Origin of the sequence: Bosea sp. AS-1 (assembly GCF_002220095.1) — a bacterium.
Lineage (GTDB): Bacteria > Pseudomonadota > Alphaproteobacteria > Rhizobiales > Beijerinckiaceae > Allobosea.
Window position 1 is genome coordinate 4,077,162 of record NZ_CP022372.1, and the last position, 14,908, is coordinate 4,092,069.

Below are 14,908 nucleotides of genomic sequence, written 5' to 3' on the forward strand. Positions count from 1 at the left end.
GGGCCCTTCAGCGGCACCGCACCGAATGAGACCCAAGAGGAAGACAGAACCATGAAGTTCCGTCCTTTGCATGACCGCGTCGTGGTCCGCCGCCTCGACAGCGAGGAAAAGACCAAGGGTGGCATCATCATCCCCGAGACCGCCAAGGAAAAGCCCCAGGAGGGCGAGATCGTCGCCGTGGGCCCTGGCGCCCGTGACGAGGCCGGCAAGCTCGTCGCTCTCGACGTCAAGAAGGGCGACCGCGTCCTGTTCGGCAAGTGGTCGGGCACCGAGGTCAAGATCGATGGTCAGGACCTCCTGATCATGAAGGAATCCGACATCATGGGCGTCGTCGGCTGATAGCCGCCTGACCGCCTCCTCACCTTTCCAGTTCCAGTCCAAGGAGTAGCTCTCATGGCTGCCAAAGACGTCAAGTTCGGCACCGACGCCCGCGACAAGATGCTGCGCGGCGTGGATGTCCTCGCCAACGCGGTGAAGGTCACGCTCGGCCCGAAGGGCCGCAACGTCGTGATCGAGAAGTCGTTCGGCGCTCCCCGCATCACCAAGGACGGCGTCACCGTCGCCAAGGAAATCGAGCTTTCCGACAAGTTCGAGAACATGGGCGCCCAGATGGTCCGCGAAGTCGCTTCGCGCCAGAACGACCACGCCGGCGACGGCACCACCACCGCCACGGTTCTCGCCCAGGCGATCGTCCGTGAAGGCGCCAAGTCGGTTGCGGCCGGCATGAACCCGATGGACCTGAAGCGCGGCATCGACCTGGCGGTCGAGGCGATCGTTTCGGACCTCAAGAAGAACTCGAAGAAGGTCACCTCGAACGCGGAAGTCGCGCAGGTCGGCACCATCTCGGCCAACGGCGACTCGTCGGTCGGCGAGATGATCTCGAAGGCCATGCAGAAGGTCGGCAACGAGGGTGTCATCACCGTCGAGGAAGCCAAGACCGCCGAGACCGAGCTCGACGTCGTCGAGGGCATGCAGTTCGACCGCGGCTATCTCTCGCCGTACTTCATCACCAACTCCGAGAAGATGGTTGCGGAGCTGGACGACCCCTACATCCTCATCTTCGAGAAGAAGCTCTCCTCGCTGCAGGCGATGCTGCCGATCCTCGAAGCCGTCGTTCAGACCGGCAAGCCGCTCCTCATCATCGCCGAGGACGTCGAGGGCGAGGCTCTCGCCACGCTCGTCGTCAACAAGCTCCGTGGCGGCCTGAAGGTCGCGGCCGTCAAGGCTCCGGGCTTCGGTGACCGCCGCAAGGCCATGCTCGAGGACATCTCGATCCTGACCGCCGGTCAGATGATCTCGGAAGATCTCGGCATCAAGCTCGAGACCGTGACGCTCAACATGCTCGGCCGCGCCAAGCGCGTGCGCATCGAGAAGGAGAACACCACGATCATCGACGGCGCCGGCAAGAAGAAGGACATCGAGGCTCGCGTCGGCCAGATCAAGGCCCAGATCGAGGAAACCACCTCGGACTACGACCGTGAGAAGCTCCAGGAGCGTCTCGCCAAGCTCGCTGGCGGCGTCGCGGTGATCCGCGTCGGCGGCGCGACCGAGGTCGAGGTCAAGGAGAAGAAGGACCGCGTGGACGATGCCCTGAACGCGACCCGCGCTGCGGTCGAAGAAGGCATCCTGCCGGGCGGCGGCGTCGCCCTGCTGCGCGCGCTTTCCTCGGTCAAGGGCATCAAGACCCAGAACGACGACCAGAAGACCGGCGTCGAGATCGTCCGCAAGGCGATCGCCGCTCCGGCCCGCCAGATCGTCGACAACGCCGGCGATGACGGCGCAGTCGTGGTCGGCAAGCTGCTGGAGTCGAAGGACTACTCCTACGGCTACAACGCCCAGACCGGCGAGTACGGCGATCTGGTCAAGGCCGGCATCATCGACCCGACCAAGGTCGTGCGCACGGCGATCCAGGACGCGGCTTCGATCGCGGGCCTGCTGATCACCACCGAGGCGATGGTTGCCGACGTGCCGAAGAAGGACGCCCCGATGCCCCCGATGGGCGGCGGCGGCATGGGCGGCATGGACTTCTGAGGAAGTCCAGACGCCCAAAGCGTCTGAATTCCGAAACCGGGCAAGCCCGGTTTCGGGGGCGGCATGGACTTCTGATCCATCGCTCCCAGCGAGAAGACCAGGAAGGCCCGGCGCAAGCCGGGCCTTCTTTCGTTTGGCGTGCGGCCATGCGTCACAAGCGGCCCGCTCGGGAGACGATGAGATGTCCTCGTCACCGCTCCTCGCCTATAAATGCGGCAAGCGCCTCCACAAGGAGCGCGCGGACACGTCAAAAACTGATCGGGAGAGGCCCATGAAGACCTCCAAACTCCTTACCGGCGTCGCGTTCGCCGCGACCCTGCTCGCTTCGCAGGTCGCCCGCGCCGATATCGTGATCGGCCTGATCGCGCCGCTGACCGGCCCGGTCGCGGCCTATGGCGAGCAGGTCAAGAACGGCGCCCAGACTGCCGTCGACGTCATCAACAAGAACGGCGGCGTGCTCGGCGAGAAGCTCGTCCTGAAGCTGGCCGACGATGCCGGCGACCCGAAGCAGGGCGTCTCGTCCGCCAACTTGCTCGTCGGCGACAAGGTGAAGTTCGTCGTGGGCCCGGTGACCTCCGGCGTCGCCATGGCGACCTCGGATGCGCTCGCGGAGAGCGGCGTGCTGATGGTGACCCCGACCGCGACCTCGCCGGCGCTGACCACGCGCGGCCTCACCAACGTGTTCCGCACCTGCGGCCGCGACGATCAGCAGGCCGAGGTCGCCGCCGCCTACGCGGTGAAGAACCTGAAGGGCAAGAAGATCGCGATCGTCCATGACAAGGGCACCTACGGCAAGGGCCTCGCCGACAACTTCCAGAAGGGCATCAATGCCGGCGGGATCAAGGAAGTGGCCTATCTGTCGCTGACGCCCGGCGAGAAGGACCTTTCGGCCGTCATCACCCGCCTGAAGTCCGCTGGCGCCGAGGTGATCTATTTCGGCGGCTATCATCCGGAGGGCGGCCTGCTCGCCCGCCAGCTCGCGGATGCCGGCGTCAAGGCGACGATCATCGGCGGCGAAGGCCTGTCCAACACGGAGTTCGCGGCAATCGGCGGCGACAGCGCCACGGGCACGCTCTTCACCAACGCGACCGACGCGCTGAAGAACCCGGATTCCGCCGCCGCCGTGGCGGCGCTGAAGGAGAAGGGCATTCCGCCCGAGGCCTTCACGCTCAACGCCTACGCCGCCGTCGAGGTGCTGAAGGCCGGCATCGAGAAGGCCGGCAAGGCGGGCGATCCGTCGGGCACCGCCAAGGCGCTGCATGGCGGCCTGCCGGTCAAGACCGCTATCGGCACTCTGACCTATGGCAAGACCGGCGATCTGACCTCGCCGAGCTTCTCGCTCTACAAGTGGGAAGCCGGCAAGATCGTCGCGGCGGAGTAACCCTCCAGGCAGGGCGCGGAGCGACATCTCTCCGCGCCCTGCCTCATCGCCTTTTGCCTGCCTCTCCGGCAGATGACAATTTGCTCATCTCGGCGCGGTGCCATTGAAAGGCCATCCGCGCTGGGACATGGTCCGAATCGTGGCACCGACCCTTTCCCGCCAGGATTTCAGCCCATGCGTCTGTTGAGCATTCTCGTCGCCCTGATGGCGGCCGCCGCACTGGCCGTCGGCCAGCAGGCCGGCGCGGGCGCCATCATAGGCATGGGCGTCATCGGCCTTCTGCTGGCGGCCGTGACCTTCCGCTCTCCGAGCCTGCCGTTCTTCCTGCGCATCTTCTCCAGCGTCTTCGCCATCGAATACGTGGTGTTCGGTGCGGCATCGCTACTCGCCCAGCTCGGCTGGTGGCCGCCCGAGCTGCGCATTCCAGTGGTGCCGACCAGCCTGCCGACCACGGTCGGCGTCTTCGGCATCCTGATCTACGCGATCTCCTTCGTGCCGGTGATCGCCCGCATCGGCCGGCTCGCCTCGCCCTTCTTCGAATCCGACGAGATCACCACGGCCAATCTCTGGCCGATCGGCCCCTACAAGATCCGGCTCGGCCGGCTCGGCGTCGCGCTCTTCGTCTTCCTGATCGTGCTGAACCAGGCGCAGGTCGGCATCACGCTCAGGCTCTCCTTCTTCAACCGCGACATGTACGACGCGCTGCAGAACAAGGATGCGGCGGCGTTCTGGTACCAGCTCTTCTGGGTGTTCTGCCTGTGGGCGGGAATCTGGGTAGTCTCGGGCCTGATCGAGGTTTTCGCCAACTACACCATCCTGATCCGCTGGCGGCAGTTCATGGCGCTGGAATACACGGAGCGCTGGCTGAGCCACGCGACGCACTACCGGATCGCACTGGCCGGCAGCGTCGATAACCCCGACCAGCGTATCGCCGAGGACACGCGCTCCTTCGTCAACCAGACCTATAATTTTGCGCTGCCCCTGCTCTCGCAGGTTTCGACGCTGGTCTCGTTCTCGATCATCCTCTGGAATATCCCGGTCGCCTTCAGCTTTCCGGGCACCTCGGTCGCCATTCCCGGCTACATCTTCTGGGTCGCCTTCCTCTATGCGGCAGTCGCGACTTGGCTGACGCACCTGATCGGCCGCCCCTTGATCAACCTCGAATTCGAGCAGGAGAAGCGCGAAGCGAATTTCCGCTTCTCGCTGGCACGCCTGCGCGAATATTCGGAACAGATTGCGCTGATGGTCGGCGAGCCGACCGAGCGAGCCCATCTGGCCGAGCGCTTCCGCGCCATCGTCGAGAACTTCTACCGGCTGGTCTGGCGCCGGCTGAAGCTCAACACCTTCACGCTGTCCTACAACCAGATCAGCGTGGTGATGCCCTACATGATCCTGGCGCCCTACTATTTCGCGGGCACGATCACGCTCGGCGTCATGATGCAGGTCGCCGGGGCCTTCGACCGGGTGCAGACGGCGCTCTCCTTCATCATCAACAGCTATTCCTCGATCGCCCAATATCTCGCCGCCATCGGCCGTCTGACGACATTCGAGAAGGCCGTGGCCGAGGCGCAGCACGGTCCGATCAGCGAGGATGCGCTGAGCCGCGAGAACTCGCGCGACGGCGGCCTGCATGTCGGCAAGGCGGTGCTGGCGCTCCCCAATGGCCAGCCGATCGTCCGGCTCGACCGGCTCGACCTCGGCAAGGAGCGCTCGACGCTGCTGATCGGCCCCTCGGGCTCGGGCAAGTCGACGCTGTTTCGCGCCATCGCGGGCATCTGGCCGTTCGGTGACGGCAAGGTCGGCATTCCGGCGGATGCCAAGATCATGCTGCTGCCGCAACGGCCTTATCTGCCACAAGGCACGCTGCGCGCCGCCCTCGCCTATCCGGAGCGCGAGGAAGCCTATGACGACGCCGCGATCCGCGAGGCCATGGCCAAGGTCAAGCTCGGCCACCTCGCCGACAAGCTCGACGAGACCGATCTCTGGGGCCAGCGCCTCTCGGGCGGCGAACAGCAGAGGCTCGCCGTCGCACGCGCCCTGCTGAGCAAGCCGGATTGGCTTTTCCTCGACGAGGCGACCGCCTCACTCGACGAAAAGCTCGAAGGCGAGATCTACGCGACGATCGACCGGGAGCTGCCGCAGACGCGCATCGTCTCGATCGGCCATCGGGCGACGCTGCGCGAGATGCACGACACGATCGTCACGATGGAGCCGAATGCGGACGGCACCTTCACCCCGACGCCGACAGCAAAAGCGCCGGCTGCCTGAGGCAACCGGCGCAAAAACTGTTCCCGACGGAGCGGCTCAGAGCGAGCGGCTGAGCACCAGCTCGCCGGCGCCGCCCTTCAGGACGAGCCGGCCGTTGACCAGATCCCATTTCTGGGTGGCCCGCAGGGTGGTGAGGAAAGAGCGCTCGAAATCGAGCGTACCCTTGTCGCAGCTGCGCTTGGTGATCGCGATCGGCCCAACCGCGAAGCTCTGCTGACGCAGCGGATAGGCAGCCGCCGAAAACGTGTTGCAGCCACCGAAGCCGGTGCCGCGCAAATTCTGGTCGATCGACAGCGTGACGCGGCGGTCATAGACCGGCTTGCCGTTGAACTGGACGAGGCTCCAGCTCGCGCCGAGCGGGAAGGTCTTCTCCTGCGGCGGAGGTGGGGTCGGAGTGCTGCTCTGGTCCGGGCGTGTGAGCGCTTTCTGGCGCTGCGCTGCGGCTTCTCCCGGAACCAGCATCGGCGCGACCAACGCGGCGAGGACGGCCGCAAAGCCAAGGCGTGGAGTCATCGTCATCTTACCTGCATTCACGCGCGCGAAAGCGCCACGGGCCCCTTCATGGTTAAACGCCTAGAGGCCAATTGGTTCGGGATCAAGGCTGCCAGACGCAAAAGCATGGGGTCCAGCGCAGCCCGGGACATCAGATGCGGGCGTCGAGCCGTTCCAGCAGCCGGTTCGCACGACGGAAGACATAAGTCGGCGCCGTGACGGTGATATCGTCGGCCCCCTTGCGCTCGAGCTCCTCGACCAGCGCAAAGACGGCCTTGTCCGGGCAATGCAGCGTCAGGGGCGCGCCGACGATCGGCGCCCCGAACGGCAGCCGCGCTCCGAAACGCTCCGTCAATGCCGCCAGCGAAGCCGCGTCGAGATCGAGCCTGGCGCGAATCTCGCGGATGGTGCGCGCTTCTTCTTCCGCGGCGATGCGCGAGAGGATGGTGCGGACCGCAGCCCGGGCGCGATTGCCCCAGGGCGCGCGCGTGGAGGCGACGAGATTGGCCTCCGACGCCAGCATGACGCCGTCGTCGAGCACCTTGAGCGCATTGGCGGCGAGCGTCGCACCGGTGGTGGTGATGTCGACGACAATCTCGGCCGTGCCGGCTGCGGGAGCACCTTCCGTTGCGCCGAGGCTCTCGACGATGCGGTAATCCGCCAGCCCGTGCTCGGCGAAGAAGCGGCGGGTCAGGTTCACATATTTGGTGGCGACGCGCAGCTTGCGGCCATGGCGGGCACGCATGCTCGAAGCGACGTCCTCGAGATCGGCCATGGTGCGAACGTCGATCCAGGCCTGCGGCACGGCGACGACGACATTGGCGTGGCCGAAACCGAGCGGGGTCAGCATCTCGACCGCCGCATCGGCATCGGAGAGCTGCTCGCGCACCAGATCCTCGCCGGTAACGCCGAGATGGGCTGCGCCCGAGGCAAGCTGCGCCACGATCTCCGAAGCCGACAGGAAGGCGACCTCCGCCCCCTCCACGCCCGCTATCGTGCCGCGATAGCCGCGCTCGCCGCTGGCCTTGACGAATTTCAAGCCAGCGCGGCCGAAGAAGGCGGTCGCGTTCTCCTGGAGCCTTCCCTTGGAGGGAACGGCGAGGACGAGAGGGGCGTCAGTCATGGGGCCTCTCCCACCAGACGGTCGAGCCAGAGGGAGGCACCGACCGCAGGAATCGCGCGCTTGGCGCCGAGGCGGCCGAGCAGATTGTCGTAACGTCCGCCACCCGCTACCGGCTTGCCGTCGTCGCGCGAAGGATCGTGCAATTCGAAGATGAAGCCTGTGTAGTAGTCGAGATTGCGGGCGAAGCCGGCGGAGAACTGGATCGCGCCGACATCGACCCCGCGTGCGGCGAGGAAGCCGGTGCGCTCGTCGAAAGCGTCGAGCTCGCGATTCAGATCGAGCGAAGCCTGATCGGCCAGTGCCCTGAGGGCGGCGGAAGCGTTGTCGGGGTCGCCGGAAACCGCGAGCACCTGACCGAGCAACGCCTTGACGTCGTCGTTGACCGGGTTCTCGCGCTCAGCGGCGCGGGCTAGAAAGCGCTCGGCGATGTCCGCCGCGCTGCGCCCGCCGACCGTCGAGATGCCGGCGATCGAAAGGACATCCTCGACGAAGGCGCGGGCAGCCTTGGGGTCCTGCCCCTCCAGCGCCTTGAGCAGGCCGGCATGGGCCGCCTCGCCGTCCGGTGCCGGGGGATCGAGCGCGGCGACGGCATCCGTGCCCTTGCCCTGCACGATGGCGCGCACGAGCCGGCGCCGCGCGCCCTGCGACACGGCAAGCCGGTCGAGCAAGGCACCCAGCAACGCGACATCGCCCATGACAACGCGCGGCGTCTTCAGCCCCAGCGCCGCGGCAGCCTCGATGGCGAGCGCCATGATCTCGGCATCGGTCGCGGTGAAATCCTCGCGGCCGAAGGATTCGAGCCCGGCCTGGCGGAATTCGCCCGGCTCGCCGGCGCGCATGCGGAAGACCGGGCCGGCATAGGCGTAAGCCGCCGGCTCGGTCGACCCCGAAGCGATATGATCGAGCGCGACGGGGATGGTGTATTCGGGGCGCAGGCACCAGTCGCGGCCATCGGCATCCTGCGTCATGAAGATGCGGCGGCGAATATCCTCGCCCGAGAGATCGAGGAAGACATCGGCGGGCTGGAGGATGGCGGGTTCGGCCCGCGCATAGCCCTCGCCCGCGAGGAGCGCGATCACGGTGTCGATGCTGGCGCGGCTTGCGGGCACGGGTCGTCCTGTCCTGTTGCGAGCGTCGTCCTAGCAGCGATACCCGGGGTTTTCGACAGATTTGAGCGAATTGGGTGAACGGTCTTTCCTCTCCCCTCGGGGAGAGGAGCTCACGCGTGCCGCACGAGCACCTTCTTCACGCCCGCGACCAGCTCGGCCAGCGGCACCGCAAACTGCGCCTCGGCCTGCTTGGCCTTGTGCTCGGCCGAATCCTTGACATCGCGACTGGCGGCGGCGAGCTCGGCGCCGAGGATCAGGTCCTTGATGACGACCGTTCCGGCCTCGCGCTCCGACGAGCCCTGAATCACGGCGCAGACGGCGCCGCGCCGGTCGGCATATTTCATCTGGGCGTTGAAGCCGGAGCTACCCAGATAGAGATCGGCGCGCAGCAGCGGCTTGCCGTCGGTATCCTTCGCCTGGCGCAGCGCCGAGACCATTGCCTGATAGCCCGGCATGAATTCCGGGGACTTGTTGTCCATCGCGGTGACGACGACGAGCGGCAGCTCGTTGCGGCTATCGACGATGGGCGATTTCACCGCCTTCAGCGCCGAAAACAGCCGCGAGACGCCGATCGAGAAGCCGGCAGCCGGCACGGGCTCGGGTCGGAAGCGGCCGACGAGGCCATCATAGCGCCCACCGCCGGCGACCGAACCAAAGCGCACGACCTGCCCGTCGTCATTGGTGACCGGGAAGGTCAATTCCACCTCGTAGACCGGGCCGGTGTAGTATTCGAGGCCGCGAACGACGGACGGGTCGATGATGATGCGGCCGAGATAGCCGGCCGCCGTGATCAGTTCGCGGATCTGCTCCAGTTCCGCGATGCCGGCCTGACCGATCTCGGCGCCCTCGACGAGGCCGCTGAGATCGGTGAGCGCTGCGGCCGAGAGCCGGGCGGAGCCTTCGCTGTCCTGAGCGTTCGTCTTGCCCAGCTCGGCGAGCTTCTGGCCCAGTTCGAGATAGCGCAGGATGCGACCGGACTGCGCATCGGTGAGGCCTGCGCCCTTGGTGAAGTCGCCGCTCTCGTCCTTGCGGCCCTCGCCGAGGAGCTTGCGGACCTCTTCCAACGGGAACTTGTCGGCCTTGTCGATCGCACGCAGCACGGTGAGGCGCGCAGCGGGGTCGATCCCGGCCGCATCCATCACGCCGTCGAGAACCTTGCGGTTGTTGACCTTCACGACATAGTCGCCGCGCTTGATGCCAAGCTTTTCCATCGTGTCGGCGGCGAGCATGCAGATCTCGGCATCGGCCGCGACGGAGCCGCTACCCACGATATCGGCATCGAACTGCATGAACTGGCGGAATCGGCCCGGCCCCGGCTTCTCGTTGCGGAAGACGTAGCCCACTTGATAGCCGCGATAGGGCTTCGGCAGCGCGTCGAAATTCTCGGCGACATGGCGGGCGAGCGGCGCCGTCAGGTCGTAGCGCAGCGAGAGCCACTGCTCGTCATCGTCCCGGAAGGAGAAGACGCCCTCGTTCGGCCGATCCTGATCGGGCAGGAACTTGCCAAGCGCGTCGGTGTACTCGACGAAGGGCGTCTCGTGCGGATCGAAGCCATAGACGGAGAAGCTCTCGCGGATGACGGAGAGCATGCGCTCGGTGGCGGCGACATCGGCTGGGCCACGATCGACGAAGCCGCGCGGCTGGCGGGCCTTCAGCTTGGCAGGGGCGGTCTTGTCGGCGGACATGGGGCGAACTCGGGCAATCAACAGAAAGTTGACTGCGGGTTAGACCGTACGGGCGCGAGGGGCAAGCGCGACTACTCCGCGGCCGCCAGCGCCTGTGCCCGTAAAGGCCGATCCTCGATCCCCGCCCGCGCCAGCTTCTCCGGCAAAGGCCCGCCGGTCGCCCAGTCCAGCAGCTCGGCCGTATGCACCACCGGGGTCGTCGCGCCTTTATCCGCAAAGCCTTTCGCGAGCTGGGTCATGCAGCCAATATTGCCGGTCGCGACCAGCATCGGCTTCGTTCGCTCGATATTGCCGATCTTGCGCTCGCGCAGCTTCCCCGCGATCTCGGGCTGGAGGATGTTGTAGACGCCGGCCGAGCCGCAGCAGATATGGCCCTCCGGTACCTCCCTGACCTTGAAGCCGGCGCCCGACAGCAGGCGCTTCGGCCCGTCCTTGAGCTGCTGGCCGTGCTGCATCGAGCAGGCCGAGTGATAGGCGATAGGCATGGCGACATCGCGCACGGCCGAAAGCTCCAGCGTCTCCAGGAACTCGGTGACGTCCTTCGCCAGCGCCGAAACCGCCGCCGCCTTCTCGGCATAGGCCGGCTCGTTGCGGAACATGAAGCCGTAATCCTTGATCGTCGTGCCGCAGCCCGAAGCCGTGATCAGGATGGCGTCGAGCCCTTCGCCGTCGATCTCCGCGGTCCAGGCGTCGATGTTCTTCCGGGCGAAGGCGAGCGCATCGTGCTCCTGCCCCATATGGTGGACGAGCGCGCCGCAGCAGCCCTCCCCCTTCGGCAGCACGACCTCGACGCCGTGGCGGTTGAGCAGGCGGATCGTCGCTTCGTTGATCGCCGGATCGAGCACGGGCTGGGCGCAGCCAGAGAGCAGTGCGACACGCTTCCTGCGTTCAGCCGGCGGCGGAAAGCTCTGAGGCCCCTCCATCGCCGAACGCGTCGGCAGGCGAGCGGGCGCCAGGGCCAGCATCGCTTTCAGGCGCGGCCCGAAGACGGGCAGCACGCCGAGAACGGGAGCGAGCGGCTTCACCGGCAGTGCTGCCAGCATCGCCGCGCGGAAACGGCCTGGATAAGGCAGGATTGCCGCCAGCACCTTGCGCAGCAGCCGGTCATGCCAGGAGCGCGTGTAGGTTTCCTCGATATGGGCGCGGGCATGGTCGACGAGGTGCATGTAATGCACGCCCGACGGACAGGTCGTCATGCAGGAAAGGCAGGAGAGGCAACGGTCGACATGCTTCACCACCTCTTCGGTGGCAGGCTTACCGTTCTCCAGCATGTCCTTGATCAGGTAGATGCGCCCGCGCGGGGAATCGAGTTCATCGCCGAGCAGGAGATAGGTCGGGCAGGTCGCGGTGCAGAAGCCGCAATGCACGCAGGTGCGCAGGATCTTCTCCGAGGCCGGCATGCGCGGATCGGAGGCAAGACGCTCGGGGGTGAAATTGGTCTGCATGGCGCGTCAGGCTCCACCCTGCCAGGCTTTGATCCAGTCCATCGGCCAGAGCAGCATGATGACGTTGAGGGTCAGGTTGTCACGGATCAGCCAGCCGACGATCAGCTCCATCGCAAGCGCGCTCGAAACCGTCAGCCAGACCGGTGCCAGACGGGCGATTACAAAGCCGAGCACCATCGAGAGAATGTCGCAGACTGAATTCAGGACGCTGTCGCCGTAATAGTCGAGCGAGATCGTCGCCGAGCGGTAATGGTCGATCACGGCCGGCGAGTTCTCGGTGATCTCCCAGGCGCTCTCAACCACAATGGAAAGCAGGAGGGCTACGCCGAAGCTGATCGGCAGGCCGGTGACGCGACGGATCAGCCAGAACAGCCCGTAGAACAGAAAGCCGTGGATGATGTGCGAGAAGGTGTACCAGTCGGCGATATGCTGGGAATTCTCGGAGGAGAAGACCTGTCCCTGCCAGAACTTCACATAACCGCATTTGCAGATCGGCTCGCGCCCCATGGCGAGCAGGATCGCTGCGGCAACAGCCACCAGCAGCAGCGCCAGCCCGGCAATGGCAAGCGGCCTGAGACGCCCCTGCGCCCAGCTCGCGTGCGGCGCGGCGAAGTCAGTGGAAACCGGTTCGGTCAGCGCCATCAAACCCCCGCATACATCCGGCCGGGCTCCAAGATGCCGGCCGGATCGAAGCTCTTCTTGATACCGGCCGTCACGCGCATCAGCGGCTCGGATAGCTGCTGGAAGACGTCGACCGAGGCTCGCACGGCATCCGGCGCCCGCACCAGCGTCGCATAGCCGCCGAGCGGCTTCAGCGCAGCGCGGATGGCCGAAGCGCCAGCATCACCATCGGCCGGAACCGCCAGCCAGACCAGCCCGCCACCCCAGTCGTAGAACCAGCGCGCACCCGGCAGCATGCGTGCGATCGCGCTTGCGGCTTTCGGGCCGTCGGTCGGCTTGAGCGACAGGCGCCAGACCGCCTCTTGCGTCCCGGCGAAGAAGTTCGCGTCGCGGATATGGCGCCAGAGCGCGGCCATGGGCTCGCCTTCGAGCTTGTCGGGCACCCCATATTCGCCGAGCAGCAGCGAAAGCTCGCCAGAGCGGTACTCGATCGAATCCGGAAAGTTCTCCAGCCGCAGGAGCGTCAGCGCCTCCTCGCCGGCGAGGCCGGCGGGCAGATGCGCCGCCGCCATCGGCTCGAAGGGCGAGCCCAGCGCCTTGGACAAGAGCGCGACGCCCTGTCCGTCCGAGAGGCCGCGCCATTGCAGGGTCGCGATTGCGGCAGGCTTCGGCAGCACGCGGAAGGTGACTTCGGTCAGAAAGCCGAGCGTGCCGTAGCTGCCGCAGACGAGCTTCACGAGGTCGAGGCCGGTGACGTTCTTCATCACCCGCCCGCCCGACTTCACCATCTCGCCGCGGCCATTGACCATGCGGATGCCGATCAGGGAATCGCGCGCCGCGCCGGCATTGATGCGGCGCGGGCCGGAGATGTTGCAGGCGGCGACGGCGCCGATCGTCGGCGTGCCGTCAGAGCCGAGGAGCGGGCGGTGATCCATCGGCTCGAAGGGCAGCATCTGGCCACGTTCGGCCAGCGTTTCCTGCACCAGTTGCAGCGGCGTGCCGGCGCGGGCGGCGATGACCATCTCGGCCGGCTCGTAGAGGGTGATGCCGGTGAGGCCACCGCTGGAAAGCGTGCTCGCGACCTGGGCCGGGCGCCCCAGATCTGCGCGGGTGCCGCCACCACGCAGGACCAGCGGCACGCGGTTGTCGACGACGGATTTCACGACGGCGCAGGCCTGCGCCTCGGTAGTGGGAGTGTGGACGATCACGCCGCGATCCGTCCTTCCAGCGGGAAGACCTTTGCCGGGTTGAGCAGCCACCCCGTGTCGAACACCGCCCTCACCCGCATCTGCTGGGCGAGATCGGCCTCGTTGAACTGGAAGGTCATCAGGTCGCGCTTCTCGATACCGACGCCGTGCTCGCCGGTCAGGCAGCCGCCGACCTCGACGCAGAGCTTGAGGATGTCCATGCCGGCGTCCTCCGCCTTCTGCGCCTCGACCGGGTCGTTGCAATTGTAGAGGATCAGTGGATGGAGATTGCCGTCGCCGGCGTGGAAGACGTTGGCGACGCGCAGGCCATAGCTCTTCACGATCTCGTCCATGCGGCGCAGCACGAGCGGCAGCTGACCGGTCGGAATGGTGCCGTCCATGCAGATGTAGTCGGCGATGCGCCCGGTGGCGCCGAAGGCCGATTTGCGGCCTTTCCAGATCGCCGCCGCCTCCATCGCCGATTTCGATTCCTTGACGGTGGTGACGCCGTGCTCGCGGGCGATCGCGACAATGCGGGCAAGCTGGGCGTCCATCTCCGCATCGGAGCCCTCGACCTCGATGATCAGCAGTGCGCCGCAATCCATCGGATAGCCGGCCTTGGCGAAGGCCTCGCAGATCTCGACGGCCGGCTTGTCCATGAACTCCATCGCGACCGGAATGATCCCGGCGCCGATGATGGCGGCAACCGCCGCTCCCGCCTGCTCGCTGCTCGGGAAGCCGAAGAGCACGGGTCGCGCGCCTTCCGCCGAGCGCAGGATGCGCACCGTCGCCTCGGTGACGATGCCGAGCTGGCCTTCCGAGCCGTTGATCAGGCCAAGCAGATCGTAACCCGGCGAATCGAGATGGCCGCCGCCGATCTCGACGACGCTGCCATCGAGCATCACCATGGTGACGCCGAGGACGTTGTTGGTCGTGACGCCGTATTTCAGGCAATGCGCTCCGCCCGAGTTCATGCCGATATTGCCGCCGATCGAGCAGGCGAGCTGGGAGGACGGGTCCGGCGCATAAAAGAAGCCCTCAGCCGAGACCGCGCCCGTCACGGCAAGGTTGGTGACGCCGGCCTGCACCCTGGCGACGCGGTTGGCGTAGTCGATCTCGAGGATGCGATTCATCTTCGAGACGCCGATCACCACCGCGTCCTCCTGCGGGATCGCCCCGCCGGACAACGACGTGCCGGAGCCTCGCGGAACCACCGGCACGCCCTGCTCCAGGCAGTAGCGCAGGACGGCGGCGACCTCCTGAGTCGTCGAGGGCAGGACCACCGCCAGCGGCAGGCGCCGGTAGGCGGTGAGCGCATCGGTCTCGTAGGGGCGACGCTCGTCGTCGCTGGTGATCAGGGCCTGCGGCGGGACCAGCCGCGCGAGGCCTGCGACGATCGATTCACGGCGGGCGAGAATGCCGGCATCCGGCGCCGGAAAAGCAATCGCGCTCATCTCTTTCCCTCCTCGACCTGGACAACCGACACACTGATTGCGCTGCAGACTAGACCAATTCAAGGCCCCTTGCAGCGGATGTGGAAAGCCAGCCATTATTTCCAAAATGGAA

At 66.4% G+C, this 14,908-nt stretch carries 12 protein-coding genes; 4 read left to right on the forward strand and 8 right to left on the reverse strand.

From position 1 onward, the window contains the following. Positions 1–51: 51 nt before the first annotated feature. From groES to CE453_RS21200, 4 genes are all read left to right on the forward strand, one after another. The gene (gene groES / locus CE453_RS21185; RefSeq protein ID WP_089176366.1) at positions 52–339 is read left to right on the forward strand and encodes a co-chaperone GroES; all 288 of its coding nucleotides are present in this window, start codon (positions 52–54) and stop codon (positions 337–339) included. Positions 340–393: 54 nt separating this feature from the next. Then, complete coding sequence (gene groL, locus CE453_RS21190) at positions 394–2,031, forward strand: chaperonin GroEL (RefSeq protein WP_089176367.1); 1,638 nt, start codon at positions 394–396, stop codon at positions 2,029–2,031. A 271-nt stretch (positions 2,032–2,302) separates the two neighbouring features. Then, positions 2,303–3,412: a branched-chain amino acid ABC transporter substrate-binding protein gene (locus CE453_RS21195; RefSeq protein WP_089176368.1), complete on the forward strand. Its 1,110-nt coding sequence runs from the start codon at positions 2,303–2,305 to the stop codon at positions 3,410–3,412. Positions 3,413–3,586: 174 nt separating this feature from the next. Beyond that, positions 3,587–5,680, forward strand: a complete 2,094-nt coding sequence (locus CE453_RS21200) for an ABC transporter ATP-binding protein/permease (RefSeq protein WP_198302175.1) — start codon at positions 3,587–3,589, stop codon at positions 5,678–5,680. Between the two features lie 36 nt (positions 5,681–5,716). Here CE453_RS21200 and CE453_RS21205 read toward each other — a convergent pair whose 3' ends face one another. From CE453_RS21205 to CE453_RS21240, 8 genes are all read right to left on the reverse strand, one after another. Then, positions 5,717–6,193 (reverse strand): META domain-containing protein, encoded by a 477-nt coding sequence (locus tag CE453_RS21205; protein ID WP_248307824.1) that lies wholly within the window; start codon positions 6,191–6,193, stop codon positions 5,717–5,719. A 130-nt stretch (positions 6,194–6,323) separates the two neighbouring features. Continuing rightward, positions 6,324–7,295, reverse strand: a complete 972-nt coding sequence (hisG, locus tag CE453_RS21210; RefSeq protein WP_089176370.1) for an ATP phosphoribosyltransferase — start codon at positions 7,293–7,295, stop codon at positions 6,324–6,326. Further along, positions 7,292–8,404, reverse strand: a complete 1,113-nt coding sequence (locus CE453_RS21215; RefSeq protein WP_089176371.1) for an ATP phosphoribosyltransferase regulatory subunit — start codon at positions 8,402–8,404, stop codon at positions 7,292–7,294. Before CE453_RS21215 ends, hisG begins: the two co-directional genes overlap by 4 nt. 110 nt (positions 8,405–8,514) lie before the next feature. Beyond that, entirely contained in the window at positions 8,515–10,089 is a 1,575-nt protein-coding gene (gene hisS, locus CE453_RS21220) for a histidine--tRNA ligase (protein ID WP_089176372.1), read from the reverse strand. A gap of 71 nt (positions 10,090–10,160) precedes the next feature. Further along, the gene (gene glcF, locus CE453_RS21225) at positions 10,161–11,534 is read right to left on the reverse strand and encodes a glycolate oxidase subunit GlcF (RefSeq protein ID WP_089176373.1); all 1,374 of its coding nucleotides are present in this window, start codon (positions 11,532–11,534) and stop codon (positions 10,161–10,163) included. 6 nt (positions 11,535–11,540) lie between these two features. Next, positions 11,541–12,176, reverse strand: a complete 636-nt coding sequence (locus tag CE453_RS21230) for a DUF2585 domain-containing protein (protein WP_089176374.1) — start codon at positions 12,174–12,176, stop codon at positions 11,541–11,543. Continuing rightward, complete coding sequence (locus CE453_RS21235) at positions 12,176–13,363, reverse strand: FAD-binding protein (protein WP_089176375.1); 1,188 nt, start codon at positions 13,361–13,363, stop codon at positions 12,176–12,178. Before CE453_RS21235 ends, CE453_RS21230 begins: the two co-directional genes overlap by 1 nt. Then, positions 13,360–14,796 (reverse strand): FAD-linked oxidase C-terminal domain-containing protein, encoded by a 1,437-nt coding sequence (locus CE453_RS21240; RefSeq protein WP_089176376.1) that lies wholly within the window; start codon positions 14,794–14,796, stop codon positions 13,360–13,362. Before CE453_RS21240 ends, CE453_RS21235 begins: the two co-directional genes overlap by 4 nt. Positions 14,797–14,908: the final 112 nt, after the last annotated feature.